General features: G+C 62.1%; 16 protein-coding genes. 14 read left to right on the top strand and 2 right to left on the bottom strand.

All coding sequences use genetic code 11. The annotated features are described in order from the left end of the window. Positions 1 to 63 precede the first annotated feature (63 nt). The 3 genes from FE782_RS29535 to FE782_RS29525 are packed head-to-tail and all read left to right on the top strand — an operon-like array spanning position 64 to position 2,497. On the top strand, positions 64 to 1,488 hold the full coding sequence (locus FE782_RS29535) for a DUF4832 domain-containing protein (RefSeq protein ID WP_138197948.1): 1,425 nt from the start codon (positions 64 to 66) through the stop codon (positions 1,486 to 1,488). A gap of 22 nt (positions 1,489 to 1,510) precedes the next feature. Then, complete coding sequence (locus FE782_RS29530; protein ID WP_202914637.1) at positions 1,511 to 2,227, top strand: DUF554 domain-containing protein; 717 nt, start codon at positions 1,511 to 1,513, stop codon at positions 2,225 to 2,227. 54 nt (positions 2,228 to 2,281) lie between these two features. Next, positions 2,282 to 2,497, top strand: coding sequence for a hypothetical protein (locus FE782_RS29525; protein WP_138197946.1), 216 nt, complete (start codon positions 2,282 to 2,284; stop codon positions 2,495 to 2,497). A 50-nt stretch (positions 2,498 to 2,547) separates the two neighbouring features. Here FE782_RS29525 and FE782_RS29520 read toward each other — a convergent pair whose 3' ends face one another. Next, positions 2,548 to 3,189, bottom strand: coding sequence for a hypothetical protein (locus FE782_RS29520; protein WP_138197945.1), 642 nt, complete (start codon positions 3,187 to 3,189; stop codon positions 2,548 to 2,550). Positions 3,190 to 3,313: 124 nt separating this feature from the next. Between FE782_RS29520 and FE782_RS29515 the strand changes: the two genes are divergently transcribed. From FE782_RS29515 to FE782_RS29490, 6 genes are all read left to right on the top strand, one after another. Continuing rightward, positions 3,314 to 4,261, top strand: coding sequence for a helix-turn-helix transcriptional regulator (locus tag FE782_RS29515; protein WP_138197944.1), 948 nt, complete (start codon positions 3,314 to 3,316; stop codon positions 4,259 to 4,261). Between the two features lie 63 nt (positions 4,262 to 4,324). Beyond that, positions 4,325 to 5,122, top strand: coding sequence for a formate/nitrite transporter family protein (locus tag FE782_RS29510; RefSeq protein WP_138197943.1), 798 nt, complete (start codon positions 4,325 to 4,327; stop codon positions 5,120 to 5,122). Continuing rightward, a complete protein-coding gene (locus FE782_RS29505) occupies positions 5,122 to 6,039 on the top strand; it encodes an L-lactate dehydrogenase (protein ID WP_138197942.1) in 918 nt (305 codons plus the stop codon). Before FE782_RS29510 ends, FE782_RS29505 begins: the two co-directional genes overlap by 1 nt. 94 nt (positions 6,040 to 6,133) lie before the next feature. Beyond that, on the top strand, positions 6,134 to 7,378 hold the full coding sequence (locus tag FE782_RS29500) for an NAD(P)/FAD-dependent oxidoreductase (protein WP_138197941.1): 1,245 nt from the start codon (positions 6,134 to 6,136) through the stop codon (positions 7,376 to 7,378). A gap of 158 nt (positions 7,379 to 7,536) precedes the next feature. Further along, entirely contained in the window at positions 7,537 to 7,761 is a 225-nt protein-coding gene (locus tag FE782_RS29495) for a cold-shock protein (RefSeq protein ID WP_138197940.1), read from the top strand. A 565-nt stretch (positions 7,762 to 8,326) separates the two neighbouring features. After that, positions 8,327 to 9,013 (top strand): queuosine precursor transporter, encoded by a 687-nt coding sequence (locus FE782_RS29490; RefSeq protein ID WP_138197939.1) that lies wholly within the window; start codon positions 8,327 to 8,329, stop codon positions 9,011 to 9,013. Between the two features lie 19 nt (positions 9,014 to 9,032). On the opposite strand, the gene FE782_RS29485 is transcribed toward FE782_RS29490, so the two are convergent. After that, positions 9,033 to 9,932 carry an AraC family transcriptional regulator gene (locus FE782_RS29485; RefSeq protein ID WP_158299611.1) on the bottom strand — a complete coding sequence of 300 codons (900 nt, stop codon included), beginning with the start codon at positions 9,930 to 9,932 and terminating at the stop codon, positions 9,033 to 9,035. Between the two features lie 125 nt (positions 9,933 to 10,057). Here FE782_RS29485 and FE782_RS29480 point away from each other — a divergent pair, with 125 nt between their 5' ends. The 5 genes from FE782_RS29480 (at position 10,058) to FE782_RS29460 (ending at position 17,418) form a co-directional block, all read left to right on the top strand. Next, positions 10,058 to 12,937 carry a family 78 glycoside hydrolase catalytic domain gene (locus FE782_RS29480; protein WP_138197937.1) on the top strand — a complete coding sequence of 960 codons (2,880 nt, stop codon included), beginning with the start codon at positions 10,058 to 10,060 and terminating at the stop codon, positions 12,935 to 12,937. A gap of 164 nt (positions 12,938 to 13,101) precedes the next feature. After that, entirely contained in the window at positions 13,102 to 14,010 is a 909-nt protein-coding gene (gene hprK, locus FE782_RS29475) for an HPr(Ser) kinase/phosphatase (protein WP_138197936.1), read from the top strand. A gap of 199 nt (positions 14,011 to 14,209) precedes the next feature. Next, positions 14,210 to 14,410: a cold-shock protein gene (locus FE782_RS29470; RefSeq protein ID WP_138197935.1), complete on the top strand. Its 201-nt coding sequence runs from the start codon at positions 14,210 to 14,212 to the stop codon at positions 14,408 to 14,410. 134 nt (positions 14,411 to 14,544) lie between these two features. Next, a complete protein-coding gene (locus FE782_RS29465; RefSeq protein ID WP_138197934.1) occupies positions 14,545 to 15,858 on the top strand; it encodes an ATP-binding protein in 1,314 nt (437 codons plus the stop codon). 156 nt (positions 15,859 to 16,014) lie between these two features. After that, entirely contained in the window at positions 16,015 to 17,418 is a 1,404-nt protein-coding gene (locus tag FE782_RS29460; RefSeq protein ID WP_138197933.1) for an extracellular solute-binding protein, read from the top strand. Positions 17,419 to 17,452: the final 34 nt, after the last annotated feature.

The following is a 17,452-nucleotide window of genomic DNA, read 5'->3' as shown; positions in this document are numbered from 1 at the left end:
GCCGCGAAGCCCGGCGGGATGATATAATAGCGGAACTCAGCATTCGAAAGGGGAACGCCTGCCGTGCGCGGCATCTTGACGCTGCCTTGGATCATAATTCTATTGATGACGATGGCCGGACGCGCCGACGCGCCTTCGTCTCGTACGACGACGCCGGAGGCGGACGACGTCTACATCGTGCGGGTCGCGCCGCGCGCGACCGACGCCGTGTTGAACAACCCGTTCATGGGGCTCGTGCCCGGGGCGTCGTACGACGACTTCCCGGTGCCGCACAGCATGGTGTATAAGGTGCTTACGTGGCGCGAGCTGGAGCCGGAGAAGGGGGCGTTCGCCTTCGAGACGATCGAGCGGAGGTACGGCATGGACGCGTACGCGGCGCGGGAGATCCGGTTCGTGCTGCGCGTCGCGCTCGATTACGGCACGGACGAACGGCATATGGACATTCCGGACTGGTTGTACGAGGAGATCGATGGGGACGGGATCTGGTACGACGAAGACGTAGGCAAGGGCTTCAGTCCGAACTATGCGAACGCGACGTTACAGCGGTATCACGAACGGCTCATACAAGCGCTCGGAGACCGGTACGACGCCGACCCCAGAGTCGCTTTCGTCGCCTTGGGCAGCCTCGGCCATTGGGGCGAGTGGCATACGTACAGCGACGATGCGACACGCATCCCGTTCCCGCCGATGGCGGAATCGGACAGGTACGTAGCCCACTATCTAGAGGCGTTCCCGAACAAGAAGCTGCTGATGCGCCGACCTTACCCGATCGCCGAGCGGAACGGCATAGGCTTGTACAACGACGTGTTCGGTGGCGTGCGGCAGACGTACGACTTCATCGACTGGTTCGAAAACGGCTACGCCTCGGCGCTCGCCGACGCCTTCGTTCCCGCGACGCCGGATTTCTGGAAGCGGGGGCCGAGCGGCGGCGAATTCGGCAACGCCGGCATGGACGGCATGTACTTCGATCCGTCGCGCTTCGCGCAGTTGCTCGACATGGCGCGGCGCAGCCATCTCAGCTGGGTCGGGCCGAGCACCGACATCGAGGAGTTGGACGAAGCGGAGCGCCGCAATCTGGATCGATTCCTCAACACGATCGGATATCGGTTCGCGGTGCGCGCGGCGTCGTACCCGGTGGAATGGCGTCCCGGCGAGGACGTCACCGTCGGTCTCGAGGTGCGGAACCTCGGCGTCGCGCCGTTCTATTACGACTGGCCGCTCGAGCTGGCGCTCGTCGACGCCGCAGGCCGCATCGTCTTTCGCGAAGCGGCGGACGAGACGGATATTCGCGGCTGGATGCCGGGCGAGACCGTCTTCGAGGAGCGGCTGCGGCTGCCCGCTTCCTTGCCCGAAGGCGTCTATACGCTGACGATCGCGATCGTGGATCCGGCGACCGGCGCGCCCGGCGTCGACTGGGCGATGGAAGGCCGCCGGCCGGACGGCCGTTATGCGCTCGGTCCGGCGGCGGTGGCCGCGGCGGACGAGTAACGAGAGAGGACCGAACGAAACCATGGTGTTATTAGGAAGTATCGTGAACGCGGCGGCGATCGTCGCAGGCGGATTGATCGGCGCGCTGCTGCCGAATTTGAACGAACGGGTGCAGCGGACGGTCGTGCAGGGCATGGCGATCGCGTTATGCGTTCTAGGGATTTCGATGGCGATGAAGACGACGCATTACGTCTGGATGGTCGTCAGCCTCGTGGCCGGCGGCGTCATCGGCGAATGGCTGCAAATCGAACGCCGCTTCGAGCAGGTCGGCGCTTGGCTGGAGCGGCGCATGCCGTCCGGGGCCGGCGCGTCGCCGGTCGGGAAGGCGTTCGTCACGGCGTCGCTCGTCTATTGCATCGGGGCGATGGCGATCCTCGGGTCCATCGATAGCGGCGTTCGCCACAACCACGACGTTCTGTACGCGAAGTCGATCATGGACGGCTTTCTCTCGATCGTATTCGCGTCGGCGCTCGGTTTCGGGGTGTTGTTTTCGGCGGTACCTGTATTGTTGTACCAAGGCGGCATCGCGCTCGCGGCGATGGCGTTCGCAGGCTGGTTCGCGCCGGACGCGATCGAAGCGGTCACCGCGGAGGTGTCGGCCGTCGGCGGCGTGCTGATCGTCGGCATCGGCGTCAACCTGCTCGAGCTGACGAAGATCCGCGTCGCCAACCTGCTGCCGGCGGTCGTCTTCATGGGGGTCGCCATGGCGGTGCTGCGATCGCTCGGCGGAGGCGCATAAATCGGCCGCCGTCCATCCATATTAACGTTGGAAAATGTGGAAGGAGGCGGAGGCATGACTAAGCAATCGGAGAATGCGGAAGCGGAGGTTACCCCGAAGTTTCTGTTGGAAAACTTATTGTCGGCGGTCGACGAACAATCGATCGAATCCGTCGCCTACGTGGCCCGAACGAAGGACGGTCTCATTACGTCCGGGTGGACGGACATGCTGTACACGGAGGCGATCGGCCTGTTCGAGGTCGGCAAGCTGCAAGCCGTGAAGGAAATGTAATTGGAACACGAAGAAGGCCGTCTCCCGAATTCCCCGGGGACGGCCTTCCTTCATGTCAAGCGAACCTGCGTGGCGAAGTGAATCTCGACGGTCGCGGCGTCGATCCGCTCCATGGCGGCGGCCGCTTCGGGGAGGCTCATGACGACGGGGGCGAGGCGGTCGACGGCCGCTTGGTCGGCGTATCGGACCACTTCCGCCCACGTACCGCTCGACGCGTCCAGGAAGACGTCGCGCCCCAGGAAGCCTTCCAGATCGGCCGTCGCCGCCCCGAACGCGTCCAGCGTGCGCCGATAGTCGGCGTCGTCGATCCCAGGCTTCAAGCGGTACGCGATGACCTCGTACACCGGGGCGTCGCCGGCGCCGGCCGCCTTGCCGGAGACGGCGAGATCCGGCAGGCGGGACAGGCGAAGCATCGTCACGTCGACGAGCCGACACGCGAGCGGCTGCAGCGCTTCGACACGGCCGAAGTCGTCCATCGCGGCTTCAGCCGCATCGGGGGACGCCCAACGGACGAGATCGATCCATCGGTCGGACGATGCCGAGTACAGCAGTTCCCGCCCTTCGAAGCCGGCGCGGCCCGCGAGGAAGTCGTCGGCGGCGCGCAGCGCCTTGCGGAAGTCGGCGTCCGGCAGATCGGGGGCGGGGCGGCAGATGCAAAGCTCCAGCGTGGGGGAACGTAGGGATGTAGACATTCGAACATCAAGCTCCTTTTTTCGAATAGATGCAGTGGATTCAGACCTAAGCGTAAGGCATAATAGTGCCAACAACTGGCATGATTCGCGGACATACTTGAAAAAAAAGGAGGAGGTTCCCCGCATGCACAAGGCGCAACGGCTCATCCAGCTCATGATGCTGGTCAACGAGAAGAGGCGGTTCACGATTCGGGAGCTGGCGGACGAGCTCGGCGTCTCGCGCCGCACGATCATCCGCGACCTTGGGGAGCTCGGGGAGCTTGGCGTACCGCTGTACTCGGAGGTCGGGGCGGCCGGCGGCTACCGCGTCCTGCACGATAAGATGCTGCCGCCGATACATTTCACCGAACATGAGGCGGTGGCGATCTTCTTCGCGAGCCAAGCGTTGGAGCGATACTCGGCGCTGCCGTTCGAGCTCGAGACGTCGTCGGCGCTGCGGAAATTCTACGCGAAGCTGCCCGGCGACGTGCGCGCCAAGATCGACCGTCTGAAGCGCCGGTTGACGTTCTGGGTGCCGCCTCGGCGCGTCGCGGCCCCTCATCTGCGGACGCTGCTGGACGCGGCGCTCGAAGGGGCGGAGGCGGACATCGAATACGACGGCTCGTCCGGCCGCTTGCCGCGCCGCATCCGGCCGACGGGCGTCTATGCGATGAACGGGCTATGGTACGTGCAGGCGTATTGCTATCGTCGCGAGGCCGACCGCTTGTTCCGCGCCGATCGAGTGCTGTCCGCCTCGATCGTCCCGGACGGCGCCGGAGCCGGCGGCGAGCCCGAGGGACCGTTCCTGCCGTGGACGCCCCCGGCGGCGGACGACCCGGCGGCGCTGCCGCTCGAGGTCGAGCTGACGCGGGAGGGCGCGCGCCGCGCCGCCGCGGATCCGTGGCTGGCCGAGGGGCTCGAGACGCGTCCCGACGGGACGGGCGCGGTACGGACGACGATGCCCGCGTCGTACGTGCCGTGGGCGACGGCGTTCTTCCTCGGCTTCGGCGCGGACGCTCGCGTCGAGCGGCCGCCGGAGCTTCGGCGTGCGATATCTCACATCGCGGACGAAGTCCGACGCATGTATGTGTGATGTTCGTCACATCCTAAAGATTGGCACCCGGGGTACCATTGGAAAGCAGGGGAGGGGAAAACGATGGAAATGACGCCTCTGGCCGAGGTCGAGCGGCTGGCGCTGAAGAAATACAAAATCTTTAAACAGAGCTGGATTCGGTACTTGTCCCGCTCGGCGCTCGCGAGCATGTTCATCGGCTTCGGCGTCATCGTCGCGTTCCGGACGGGGAACTTTTTCTATATCGAGCATTCCCCCTTCACGTACCCGATGGCGGCGATCACGTTCGGCGCGGCGATCATTCTGATCGCGTACGGCGGCGGCGATCTGTTCACGGGGAACACGTTCTACTACACGTACGCCGCGCTGCGGAAGAAGCTGAGCTGGGGACAGGTCGCGAAGCTGTGGGGCAGCAGCTATCTGGGCAACGTGCTGGGCGCCGCCGTCTTCGCCTTGCTGATCTTCCTGACCGGTCTGTTCCGCGACCCGAACGTGCACGGCTTTCTCCTCAGCGTCGTGGAGAAGAAGATGCACGCGCCTTGGGACGAATTGTTTTTCCGCGCGGTGCTTTGCAACTGGCTCGTCTGCCTCGCCTTCTTCATTCCGATGTCGATGAAGGCCGACGGCGCGAAGATGTTCGCGATGATGCTGTTCGTCTTCTGCTTTTTCATCTCCGGCTACGAGCATAGCATCGCCAATATGTGCACGTTCGCCATCGCGCTCGTCCTCGACCACCCGTCGTCGATCTCCTTCGACGGCGTCATCTACAATTTGATTCCCGTCACGCTGGGCAATCTCATCGGCGGATCGATCTTTATGGCCACGATGTATTATTATGTCAATAAACCGTTCTTGAACGAAGAGGAAGGGGAACCCCATTGATGAAAAAAGGCGCGAAAATCGCCGTGATCGGCGTCGGCGCGGTCGGATCGACGACGGCCTACACGCTTCTCTTAAGAGAACGAGCGTCCGAGCTCGTATTAATCGACTATAACCATGCGAAGGCGGTCGGGGACGCGCTCGACATGAACCACGGCATGCCGTTCCTCGGCCGGGCGAAGGTGTGGGCCGGCACGTACGAGGATTGCCGCGACGCGGACATTATCGTCATTACGGCGGGCGCCGCGCAGAAGCCGGGCGAGACGCGCATCGATTTGCTGAAGCGCAATGTTGGCATTTTCGAAAGCATTATGGAAGAAGTCTTAAAGGTGAACGACCACGCCATTCTGCTGATCGCTTCGAACCCGGTCGACGTCATGAGCTACTTCTCGCAGAAGAAGTCCGGCTGGCCGGTGCACCGGGTCATCGGGTCCGGGACGCTGCTCGACAGCGCGCGGTTCCGCTACTTGATCGGCTCGGAGCTCGACATCGATCCGCGCAGCATTCATGCGCACATCATCGGCGAGCACGGCGATTCCGAGGTGCCGGTGTGGAGCCTCGCCAACGTCGCCGGCACGGAGGTGTCGTTAAGCGACGAAGCGAAAGAACGCGTCTTCGCGAACACGCGCGACGCCGCGTACCAGATCATCGAAGCGAAAGGCGCCACGTATTACGCGATCGCGCTCGCGATCGACCGGATTTGCGCCGCGATCGTGCGCAACGAAGGCGCGGTGCTGAACGTATCCACGCTGCTGAACGATTACCACGGCATCTCCGACGTCTACATGGGCGTGCCTTGCGTCGTCGACCGGTCGGGCGTCCGCTCGGTGCTGCCGCTCCATATCACCGAAGAAGAGAAGGCGCTGCTGCATAAGTCCGCCGACAAGCTGAAAGACATTATTCGGTCGATCTCCCTATAGCGAAAATGACACCGTGTCATGCGCGCATGACAACCGCCTCTCCTACAATGAATGGAGTTCCCATTCCATTCGCGAGGAGAGGCGGTTTTTTACGATGAAGACCCAATACGACGTGATCGTCGTCGGCGCCCGTGTCGCCGGATCGGCCCTGGCGTACGAGCTCTCGAAAGCCGGCTTCGAGGTGCTGCTGCTCGACCGGAGCACGTTCCCGAGCGACATCTTGTCAACGCATAACTTCTTCAATAACTCGATCGGCATGCTGCGGGAGATGGGCGTGCTCGACAAGCTGCTCGCCACCGGTACGCCGACGTATCGCCGCGCGAAGCTGCAGATCGGCGGCGCGGCGATCGACGGCGACTTCCCGGAGGCGAACGGCGAGACGTTCTGCATGTCCATTCGGCGAACGTACCTGGACCATATCTTGTTCGAGCACGCCGCCGCGCAGCCGGGCGTCCATGCGATGCAAGGCTTCCGCGTAACGGAGCTGCTGAAGGACGGCGACGCCGTTCGCGGGGTCGTCGGCGTGCGCCGCGACGGCGGCGTCGAACGGTTCGAGGCGCGGTTCGTCGTCGGCGCCGACGGCCGCCGGTCGGCCGTTCGCGACTTGGCGGGCAGCCGCTGCGACATTCGCGTGCCGACGGATTACGCCTCCTATGTCGGATACTTCTCCGGTTTTACGCAATCGGGCGAGCGGCACGTAGAGATGTATAAGACGGACGATACGATCGTCATCGCCTTCCCGACGAGCGATTCGCTGTACGTCATCGGCGTCATGTTCCCGTTGGCGCGCAAGGCGTGGATCGATCGGATGCGGGAGGCGCCGGAGGAAAGCTTCCGCGCCGCCGTCGACGCCGGGCTTCCCGCGACCGACTTCCCGGCGCGGCTGCGCGAAGCGGCGTTGGCGGAGCCGATCAAGGGGCTGCTCGGCTACGACAACGATTGGTACGCGGGGATGGGCGACGGGTGGGCGCTCGTCGGCGACGCCCTGATGTTCAAGGATCCGGCCGTCGGCCAAGGGCTGCATGACGCGTTATACGGCGCTCGGGCGCTCGCCGCGACGTTGTCGAGCGTCGACAAGGCCGAATGGGGCCCGCGCTGGGGCGAGATGGCGGCGCGTTACGAGGGGGCGATGAAATCGAAGCTGTCGGGGTTGTTTTATCTGGGATGCAAGTTTTCTCAGGTGGCGCCCGTCACGCCGGAGGACGAAATGGTCAACGGTTTGATCGGCTCCGACCCCCAAGCGACGCGAACGTTCTTGGGGTTATACAACTACATGTCCGGTCCCGAGGACGTCGAACGAGAGGTCGGGCGGCTGATGGCGGAACGGTCGATTTCTTGATTTTGGGGGCCGAATATGGTAATCTAATTCCATAACAGACTACCCAATAAACGTGATTCACATATCGCGATACGTCCTTCAATGCAGTTCCGAGCGGCGTTCCGGTATGTGATTTTTGTTTCTACGGAGACGAATCGCGTTCTTACAAGGAGGAGCCTATGTATTCGCGCAAACCGCAAGCCGTTGAGATCCCGGAGGAAATGACGGACGTCTGGACGTGCTCGAACGAGGGCTGCAATTGTTGGATGAGAGACAACTTCGCGTTCGACGCCGAGCCGGAATGCCCGTCGTGCCGCGTTCCTATGGCGCGCGGGACGAAGATGCTGCCCCAACTGTCGAATTACACGCTCGATAACAAATACGCGAAGAAAAGCGTCACGTGAATTTCGTTGCATGAAGCGGCGCCCCGAGGGGCGTCTTTTTTTCTGCCCTCGCGGCCTACGAGTCGATCGCTTCCCGCCATTGCTCGCCCCGGCCCGCCGTACCGAGAGGAAAATGGTCGGAGACAAAGGCTGCGGCAGGCGTTGGCGGGGAGATTGCTGCGTGGTGGTGCGAATTGTGCTGTACAGCGGTGCAAAAAATGCTGCACGGGAGTGCATTCAGGAAGTAACGAGTGTCTTACGGCAGGCGTTGGCGGGGAGATTGCTGCGTGGTGGTGCGAATTGTGCTGTACAGCGGTGCAAAGTTAGCTGCATGGCGGTGCATTCAGGAAGTAACGAGTGTCTTGCGTAGGCGTTGGCGGGGAGATTGCTGCGTGGTGGTGCGAAGTGTGCTGTACAGCGGTGCAAAAAATGCTGCACGGGAGTGCATTCAGGAAGTAACGAGTGTCGGGCGGCGCGGAATAGGTGGCGGCTTCGACGCTCCTCCGTTATAATGAACGATGCGCCGTCGAAGCGGCGCCGCGGTTCGAGACCATCCCGCGTAACCAAAACTAGGGAGGAATTAGGCATGTTTAATTTGTTATGGGGCGCGGCGTTCGCCGTCGTCAACTTCGCGTTATTTCTTGCCTGCTACCGGCTGTTCGGGCGCGGCGGACTGTACGCATGGGTCGGCGTCGCCACGGTGCTCGCCAACATTCAGGTCGTTAAGACGATCGAGATGGCGGGACTCGTCATGACGCTCGGCAACACGATTTACGCGACGATCTTCCTCGCGACCGACCTGCTGAACGAGAAGTACGGAGAGAAAGCCGCCAAGAAGGCGGTATTCGTGGGCTTCTTCGCCTTGATCGCGTCGACGATCATGATGCAGATGGCGCTCGTCTTCGAGCCGACGGACACCGACGTCGCGCAGGACTCGCTCGAGACGATCTTCGGCCTGCTCCCGCGGCTTGCGCTCGGCAGCTTGACGGCCTACTTCGTCAGCCAATGGGTCGACGTCAAAATCTTTACGTTATTGAAGAAGGCGTTCCCGAAGCCCGGTCAGCTTTGGATTCGGAATAACGGAAGCACGGCGCTCAGCCAGCTTCTGGATACGCTCCTCTTTTGCTCGATCGCCTTCCTCGGCGCGCCGGGCTTTCCGTTCGACGTCTGGGTGCAGGTCGCGCTGACGACGTACCTGATCAAGCTGGTCGTATCGGTCGCTTCGACGCCGATCATCTACTGGGCTCGCGGCATGCGAACGGCGGACGAATAATACGAATAATACGTTATAGTCACTTGCGATGCAGACGGCGGTACTCCCTGGGGGAGTGCCCCGTCTTTTTTTTGAACAACCGCTGGAAAAATTTCGCGTCCTGATACCCGACCCGTCCGGCGATGTCCTGCACCGGCCAGCGGGTGTCGGCGAGCCATTCGCAGGCGCGTTCGATGCGGCGGAGCTGCACGTAATCGGTGAACGACCGCCCGGTCGCGCCCCGGAACAGCCGGTGGAAGTGGCGGACGCTGACGTTCAGCCGCTCCGCCAGGGCGACGGCCGTCAGCGGCTCCGCGAACGACGCGTCCGCGACGCGAATCGCCTCTTGGATCGGGTCGTCGTCTCGTTCGCGCAGAAGCGCCGGCTTCGTCGCGTCCGGCTCGGAGTGCCGTTCGAGCTGCACCGCGAGCTCCGCGAAGAGCGCATACAACCGTGCGACGTACCCGACGCGGCGTTGGACGAACTCGAGATGCATCGCGCGCAGCAGCTCGCCGAATGCGCCGCTTCGGTCGCGGAGGTAGCGGGGGGCATTTTCCGAATCGTCGGTTGACGGAGTCAGCTGCAGCAGGCGCGAAGCGCGGGCGAGCGAGGCGAAGCCGGGCATCGACGCGAGCTCGGCGGCGACTTGCTCCTGTTTGTAGATACAGTTGTATACGACGAGCGGCTGTTCGGGCCGAAGGCTCTTCGGGCGGAACACGTGCGACACCCCGATCGGGAGCAGGAACAAGTCCCCCTTCGACACGGGCATCCGCTCCTCGTTCACGTAATGAAAGCCGGCCCCCTCGTCGATGTACGCGATCTCCATGAAGTCGTGCGCGTGAAATTCCAGCTCGAACGATTCCGCGACGCGGTTCAAGTAGAAGGGCAAAGACGTCTTGAAAAAGAGCGTTCCCGGCGTAATCGTCACGGGCTTCGACATGGCGCATTCCTCCTGATTCAATGTCATTATAGACCCCTGTTTATGGCGCAGACAACCCATAATCATGCGGATGGAACCGCTTAAAATAGGACTCATATGAAGCAATGATTCAAGGAGGAGCCTGTATGAGCGAGCAAGCGTGGAAGGCGGCGTGGATTTGGGGCGGCGGCGAGGAGAGCCCGCGGAACGAGTGGAGGTGCTTTCGGACGACGTTCGAGACGCCGGAGGAAGAACTGGCGGCCGCGGCGGAGCTGCGCATCAGCGCGGACTCTCGGTACGTCGCATACGTGAACGGCGTACGGGTCGGACGCGGTCCCGTCCGGTCTTGGCCGGAAGAGCAGTTCTACGACACTCATCGGATCGGCCATCTGCTGAAGCCCGGCGCGCGGAATACGATCGCGGTGCTGGTGCTTCACTTCGGCGTGACGAACTTTTATTACTTGCGGGGCAAAGGCGGACTGCTCGCCGAGGTGACGGCGAACGGGACGGCGCTCGCGGCGACGGACGCCTCGTGGCGGACGGAGAAGCTGGCCGGGCAGGATGCGTCGTCGCCGCGCATGTCGTGCCAGCAGGGCTTCGCCGAGGTGTACGACGCGAGGGCATGGGACGGCGAGTGGACGGAGCCGGGCTTCGAAGATGCGGCCTGGGCCGAGGCGCGCGTCGTCGCGGCGGTCGGCGAAGGCCCATGGAAGTCGCTCGTTCCGCGCGACATCCCGTTCCTGACGGAGGAGAAGCTGTACCCGTCCCGGATCGAGTCGCTGCAGCGCGTGAAGCCGCCGGCGTATACCGCCGCGATCGACTTGCGCAACGCGATGATGCCTAGCACGGTCGACCACGCGAATCCGGCGACGTTCGTCGGATACCTCGCGACGACGATCGCGCTGCCCGCGGCGGGGCGGGTGACGCTCGGCTTCCCGAGCGGAGCGCGGAAGGGCCGCGTCTGGGTCGACGGCCGTCTGGTAGAGGGCTGGACGGGCGAGCAGCCGGAGCGATACGCCGACGTCGACCTTGCGGCGGGGGAGCACTTCGTGCTCATCGACGTGACGTCCCAAGACCATGGAGGCTCGTTCCATCTCGCCGCCCATGCCGACGTCGCGTTCGACTTGCGCTGCCCGCTCGAAGGAAGCGACACCCCGTTCGCGCTCGTCGGCCCGTTCGACGAGGCGGTGCACATCGACACCGAAGCGCCGCGGACGGTCGATCTCGAAGAGCCCGGCTACGTCCGGGCGGCCGGCGCGTCATCGATGCGCGCGCTGGAGCCCGCCGGCGACCTGATCCGGCCGCTGCCTTCCGCGTACTACACCGAGCAGGACGTCTTCGGCGCGAACGTCTGGCGGCCGGTCGCGGAAGCGTACGCGATCCCGCAAGGGCTCGAGCGGGGGCTCCTTCCGACGCCGGAGCCGGCCGAGCTGCCTCGCTTCGGGGACGGCGATACGGAGCTGATCGTCGACTTCGGCAAGCAGCGCTCCGGCTTCCACGGCTTCGAGATCGAAGCGCCGGAGGGCGCCGTCATCGACTTCTACGGCTTGGAGTACTTAAAGGCCGACTACCGGCAGCACACGTACGGACTCGACAATACGTTCCGGTACATCAGCCGCGGGGGACGGCAGCGGTACGAATCGCCGGTGCGCCGGGGCTGCCGGTACGCGGCGATCACGGTGCGCGGCGCGGCCGGACCGGTGCGGCTGCACGAGGTATACGTCGTGCAGAGCACGTACCCGGTCGTCGACGCGGGCGCGTTCCAGTGCTCCGATCCGCTGCTGAACGACATCTGGGACATCAGCCGCCATACGACGCGGCTGTGCATGGAGGATACGTTCGTCGACTGCCCGGCGTACGAGCAGGTGTTTTGGGTCGGCGACAGCCGCAACGAAGCGCTCGTCAACTACTACGTCTTCGGCGCCCTCGATATCGTGAAGCGATGCCTTCGACTCGTGCCCGGCTCGAAGGACGAGTCCCCGTTGTACCTCGATCAAGTGCCGAGCGGTTGGAAGAGCGTCATCCCGAACTGGACGTTCTTCTGGGCGATCGCTTGCATGGAGTACGTCGAGCATTCGGGCGACCGCGCGTTCGCGGCGGAGATGTGGCCGCATGTTCGCTTCACGCTGGAGCATTACCTAGAGCATATCAACGACGAGGGCCTGCTGGAAATACGGGGGTGGAACCTGCTCGACTGGGCGCCGATCGATCAGCCGAGAGAGGGCGTCGTGACGCATCAGAATTTGTTCCTCGTACAGACGCTGCGCAAGGCGTCGTCGCTCGCCGCCGCGGCCGGGCGTCCGGCCGGCGAGGCCGACCCGTTCGTGCGGGCGGCGTCGTCGCTCGCCTCCGCCGTCAACGAGAAGCTCTGGGACGAGGAGCGAGGGGCGTATCTCGACTGCATCCATGCGGACGGCCGCCGCTCGACCGTCTACAGCATGCAGACGCAAGTCGTCGCGTTGCTGTGCGGCGTCGCCGAAGGCGAGCGGAAGGAGAGGCTCGAGCGGTATTTGGTCGAGCCGCCGGCCCGGTTCGTGCAGATCGGCAGTCCGTTCATGTCGTTCTTCTATTATGAAGCGCTGGAGGCGACCGGGCGCGAAGCGCTCATGCTCGAAGACATTCGCCGCAACTTCGGTCAGATGATCGATAACGGCGCGACCACCTGTTGGGAGATGTACCCGAACTTCGCGGAAAACCGCGCGAATCCGGACCAGCTGACGCGCAGCCACTGTCATGCGTGGTCCGCGGGCCCCGCTTACTTCCTGGGCCGGAGCGTGCTTGGGGTCAGACGAGAACAACTCGGTTGGAAAAAGGTTCGCATCGAGCCGACCCCATGCGGCCTGACATGGGCGCGCGGCGCCGTACCGCTGCCGAACGGGGGCGCCGTCGAAGTGCAATGGCGGATAGACGGGAACGAGATGACATTGCGCGTCTCGGCGCCGGAGGATATCGAGCTCGACGTGCGGCTGCCGGAAGGCGTGACGGGACGCGTGACGACCGTTGCGACGAAGCCGGTTCCGGAATAAAATCAGTTGCGATCCTACCCTTGCCGCGATGCGGCAAGGGTAGATACGCTGGAGGCGAGGAGTCGCGCAATGTCGGCTTTTTTGTGAACAGTGTTGACGAAACGGGGGGATTGCGCTTACCTTGGGAGTAGCATGAAATCGTTGCCAAGAAGGAGGGGGCGGAGCTGAAGTCGATTACGGTCAAAGAACTGGTGGATCGATTCTCTCTGGAGGTGCTGGCCGGCGGCGAGCAGCTGCACCGCGAGATCACCAAAACCCGGGTTCACCGGCCCGGCTTGGAATTCGTCGGGTACTTCGAGTATTTCCCGCAGGCCGAGGTGCAGCTGCTCGGGCGGCGCGAAATTACATACCTGCACCGATTGTCCGAGGACGAACGGAATCATCATATCGGCAATATCGTCAAGTATCATCCGCCTTGCTTCATCGTCAGCCGAAACCAAGAGGGACTGAAATATTTAATCAAATATTGCGAGGAAGAAAACATTCCGCTTCTCCGGACGCCGCTCGCGACGACGAAGTTCTTGGATTTGGTCAACGGCTACTTGTCGAAGACGCTTGCCGAGGAGATCGCCATTCACGGCGTCTGCGTGAACGTCTCGGGCATCGGGGTGCTGCTGCGCGGCAAGTCCGGCGTCGGCAAGAGCGAAACCGCGCATACGCTCATCCGGCGCGGCCATCGGCTCGTCGCGGACGACCTGGTCGTGCTCAAGCGGATCAACCCGGAGACGCTGCTCGGCACGCATAACGGGAAGACGAAGGAATTCCTCGCGCTGCGCAGCATCGGCCTGATCAACGTCTCGCGGCTGTACGGCCGCAGCGCCTTCCAGGACGAAACCCGCATCGTGCTCGACATCGAGCTGAAGAAGTGGGAGCAGGACGCGTTGAACAACGAACTGGAGCTGGAGCCGAAATTCACGGAGTATCTCGACGTGAAGATCCCGCATATCGAAATTCAGCTGCAGCCGGGACGCGACGTGGCGGGGCTGGTGGAGGCGGCCGCCAACAGCTGGTACTTGCGACAGCAGGGGTACAGCGCCGCGGAGGAGTTCATGAAGCGGCTCGAGAACGGGTAAACGGGCCAAGAAGCCGCTTACAAAACATGGTTGCAATTCGTTCGATGATATGATACATTGAAAATGTCAAACATGAGACCTTAATACACATTCTGTAAGGGGATCATTTTTGCTGCACTCGTCCCTTTTCGGAATGTGTTTTTTTCTTTCTGATAAGGAATGGAGTATTAAGGGTAAACCAATTTTGGAGGTACGTTACATGCAAACAGGTACAGTTAAGTGGTTCAACGCAGAGAAGGGCTACGGTTTCATCGAAGTTGAAGGCGGCAATGACGTATTCGTTCACTTCAGCGCAATCGTCGGCGACGGCTACAAGTCTTTGGACGAAGGCCAACGCGTTGAGTTCAACGTCGTTCAAGGCAACCGCGGTCCGCAAGCTGAGAACGTTGTAAAATTGTAATCATCAAAGACCGCTCCCAGCGAACGTTGGGGGCGGTTTTTTTTTGTGCCCGGAATGCTGTATGAAACTTGTCTGCCCTATTGTAAAATAAGGGAAACCCCTTTCCGGGGGATAGGCTTGGAGGCGAAGACTACATGATGGGAATCCGAAGCATTTCGCTGACAAGTACACTGACCGTCCCGGCGGGAGCGCATATCTTGTACTTCCACAGCGACCAGGAAAGTTACGTGAACAATGCGGCATCGTTCATTCGCAAAGGGATCGAGTTGGAGCAGGTCGTCATCTTCATCGAGACGGCCGCGAATTACGAAAAAATCCGTTCGCGGCTTGTTCGGGAATGGAACGAACGGCTGCTGAACGCGTACGTGCATCATATCGATCGGGACGAATTTTATCGAACGTACGAGGACTTCGAGTATGATCGCGTGCTCGATAATCTGGACGATATCGTAATGCCTCATTTCTTGCGGCACCAAGACGTTCGGTTGTGGGGACATGTGGATTGGAAGGACGGCCGCGATATCGTGGGGAAGCTGCACGAATACGAATGCAAGGCCGACTTGGCGCTCGACGAGCTCGGCTATTTGACGGTGTGCGCGTACGACGCGATGAAGGTGCCCGCCGCCATTCAGAACGAGCTGCTGAAATCCCATGAATATTTGATGACCGACGAATCGCTCGTCCATTCGAGCTTGTACCGCCACAAGCGCAATGCCGGCATGATCTTCCCGACGTTGTCCGCCCAGGTCGAGTTGGAGACGGAGATGGATTTGTACCGACAGAAGCTCGATTTCGTCCACGTGGTGTCCCATGAGGTCCGCAATCCGCTGACGGTGATCAAGGCGTACGCGAGGCTGGTGGGGGATCGCGCGACGGAGGCGCGCGACCGCGAGCGGCTGCAGGCGATCGTGGACTACGTCGATCTCATCGATAACGAAATATCGCATATTATTAACACGGAAGAGATGTTGTCCACGGAGACGTTGTGGCATCGGAGGCTCATCTCGCCCGCGCCGCTCGTTCGGGAGACGATCGGCATGATGGAGATCAAGGCGCGCACGCAGAACGTCGGCTTCGCCTCCGTCGTAGAGCTGACGGGGAACGAGACGATGCTGGCGAACGCGATCGGCTTTAAGCTGATCGTCTCCAACCTGGCGAGCAACGCGATCAAGTACAGCGACGAAGGCGGGAAGGTCGAATGCCTTGTTCGCCGCGACAAGGACCGCTTGGTGGTCTGCGTTCGCGACGAGGGCGTGGGGATGACGGAGGAGCAGGTGTCGAGACTGTTTCGCAAATACGAGAAGATGAACGACGAGCGCGGCGGACAAGGCATCGGCTTGTTCATGGTCAAGAAGCTCGCGGACCACTTCGAAGCGGAGATCGAGGTCGTCAGCGAACCGGGCGCGGGTACGACCGTTACCGCGTCGTTCCCGCTGCGGAGCTACTAATACGGGAAGGCGAGCCGGCGGCTCGCCTTTTTGCGCGTTGTAGACGAATTTATCCCCCTATGATACAAATGTGAACCTGCCGGGCTCCCGGGGACGGATTCTATAATGAAGATGCAACGCGAAGTTGCGATACGTTACGGGGAGGTCTGGAAGAGAATGACGAAACAGCTGAAATCAGTAAGCATTCTTGTTCTCGGCATTGCGTTGGCGCTTGCGGGATGCGCGGGAGGGAACGGAGCGGAACCGGCCGGGGAGACGCCGGCGGCGCCGGAACCGGCCGCGGAGCAACCGGCGGAGAAGCCGGCCGAAGAGCCGAAGGAGGAGACGGTCGAACCGTTCACGGTATCGCTCCGGCATATTCAGATCGGCGAAGCGCAGAAGTTCCGCAAGGCGATTCTCGACGACGTCGTCGCCGCGACCGAGGCGGAAATTCCGGGGCTGACGTTCGAGCTCGACGGCGTCGAGGACCAGGTCAACCGGTTCACGAAGCTGCCCGCGGAGATGGCGGCGGGCAATCCGCCGAAAATCTTCGACTTGTTCGGCGGGACGGGCGATGCGCTGAAATATGCGGCAGCGGGCCGTCTCCTCGATCTGACGCCGATTCTCGCGGAGCTCGGCATCGGGGATAAGTTCTTGAACCTGAGCCAATTTACGCTGGACGGCAAGGTGTACGGCCTGCCGATCGGCGGGAACACGGAAGGCTTCTACTATAACCAAGCGATGTTCGAGCAATACGGCATCGCGCCGCCGAAGACGTGGGAGGAGCTCGAAGCGGCCGCGGAGACGCTGAAGTCGAACGGCGTCACGCCGTTCGCGATGGGCTCGAAGGGCGCATGGGTGCCGCTTATGATGGTCAATACGATGATCGGCCGGTACGCGGGTCCGGAGTCCATCAACGGCTTCCTGTCCGGCTCGGCGAAGTGGAACTCGCCGGAGGTCGTGGCGGCGTTCGCGAAGTACAAGGAATGGGTGGATAAGGGGTATTTCACGAAGGGCGAGCTCGGTCTCGAGTACGCGGATATGTTGAACCAGTTCGTCACGGGCAAGGCGGGCATGATGTTCGACGGCAGCTGGCGCTCCTCCGTATTCAAGGATCCGGAGCAAGCGTTCGACCTGACGGGCAAAGTCGGGTACTTCAACATGCCGGCCGTGCCGAACGGCGTCGGCGACCAAAGCTTCGTGAACGGCAACTACGGCAACGGATACGGGTTCTCCGCCAATCTAAACGAGAACGAGCTGAAGGCGGTCAAGGCGTTCATCAAGAACCTGTACAACGACGAGATGCAGCTGCGCGGCTTGCTCGAGGACGGCGTATTGCCTTCGATGAAGCTGTCCGACGACGCGCTCTCCAAGGTCGAGGACCCGATCGTGAAAGAGGTCATGAATCTCATGAAGACGGCCGGCGGCGCGTTCTCGCACTTCGACTCCGTCGTTCAATCCGACGTCTATAAAGAATCCGAAGCGCAAATCCAGAAGCTGATCGCGGGCCAAGCGTCGCCGGAGCAAGTCGGCGAAGCGATGCAGAAGGTGCAGGATACGGCGAACGCCAGCCAGCAGTAAATAACGAGGAACGGTAACGGAGGCGCCGCCCGGA

This window comes from Paenibacillus antri, from assembly GCF_005765165.1.
GTDB classification, from domain to species: domain Bacteria; phylum Bacillota; class Bacilli; order Paenibacillales; family YIM-B00363; genus Paenibacillus_AE; species Paenibacillus_AE antri.
The sequence above is the reverse complement of the archived record's forward strand: the minus strand, read 5'-3'. Positions and strand labels throughout refer to the sequence as shown.

Excerpts from the sequence above, each read along its gene's own strand:
- FE782_RS29525 (WP_138197946.1), top strand. The coding sequence starts at position 2,282 with ATGACTAAGCAATCGGAGAATGCGGAAGCGGAGGTTACCCCGAAGTTT.
- FE782_RS29530 (WP_202914637.1), top strand. The coding sequence starts at position 1,511 with ATGGTGTTATTAGGAAGTATCGTGAACGCGGCGGCGATCGTCGCAGGC.
- FE782_RS29470 (WP_138197935.1), top strand. The coding sequence starts at position 14,210 with ATGCAAACAGGTACAGTTAAGTGGTTCAACGCAGAGAAGGGCTACGGT.
- FE782_RS29460 (WP_138197933.1), top strand. The coding sequence starts at position 16,015 with ATGACGAAACAGCTGAAATCAGTAAGCATTCTTGTTCTCGGCATTGCG.
- FE782_RS29490 (WP_138197939.1), top strand. The coding sequence starts at position 8,327 with ATGTTTAATTTGTTATGGGGCGCGGCGTTCGCCGTCGTCAACTTCGCG.
- FE782_RS29510 (WP_138197943.1), top strand. The coding sequence starts at position 4,325 with ATGGAAATGACGCCTCTGGCCGAGGTCGAGCGGCTGGCGCTGAAGAAA.
- FE782_RS29465 (WP_138197934.1), top strand. The coding sequence starts at position 14,545 with ATGATGGGAATCCGAAGCATTTCGCTGACAAGTACACTGACCGTCCCG.
- FE782_RS29485 (WP_158299611.1), bottom strand. The coding sequence starts at position 9,932 with ATGTCGAAGCCCGTGACGATTACGCCGGGAACGCTCTTTTTCAAGACG.
- FE782_RS29480 (WP_138197937.1), top strand. The coding sequence starts at position 10,058 with ATGAGCGAGCAAGCGTGGAAGGCGGCGTGGATTTGGGGCGGCGGCGAG.
- FE782_RS29520 (WP_138197945.1), bottom strand. The coding sequence starts at position 3,189 with ATGTCTACATCCCTACGTTCCCCCACGCTGGAGCTTTGCATCTGCCGC.
- FE782_RS29505 (WP_138197942.1), top strand. The coding sequence starts at position 5,122 with ATGAAAAAAGGCGCGAAAATCGCCGTGATCGGCGTCGGCGCGGTCGGA.
- FE782_RS29500 (WP_138197941.1), top strand. The coding sequence starts at position 6,134 with ATGAAGACCCAATACGACGTGATCGTCGTCGGCGCCCGTGTCGCCGGA.
- FE782_RS29495 (WP_138197940.1), top strand. The coding sequence starts at position 7,537 with ATGTATTCGCGCAAACCGCAAGCCGTTGAGATCCCGGAGGAAATGACG.
- FE782_RS29515 (WP_138197944.1), top strand. The coding sequence starts at position 3,314 with ATGCACAAGGCGCAACGGCTCATCCAGCTCATGATGCTGGTCAACGAG.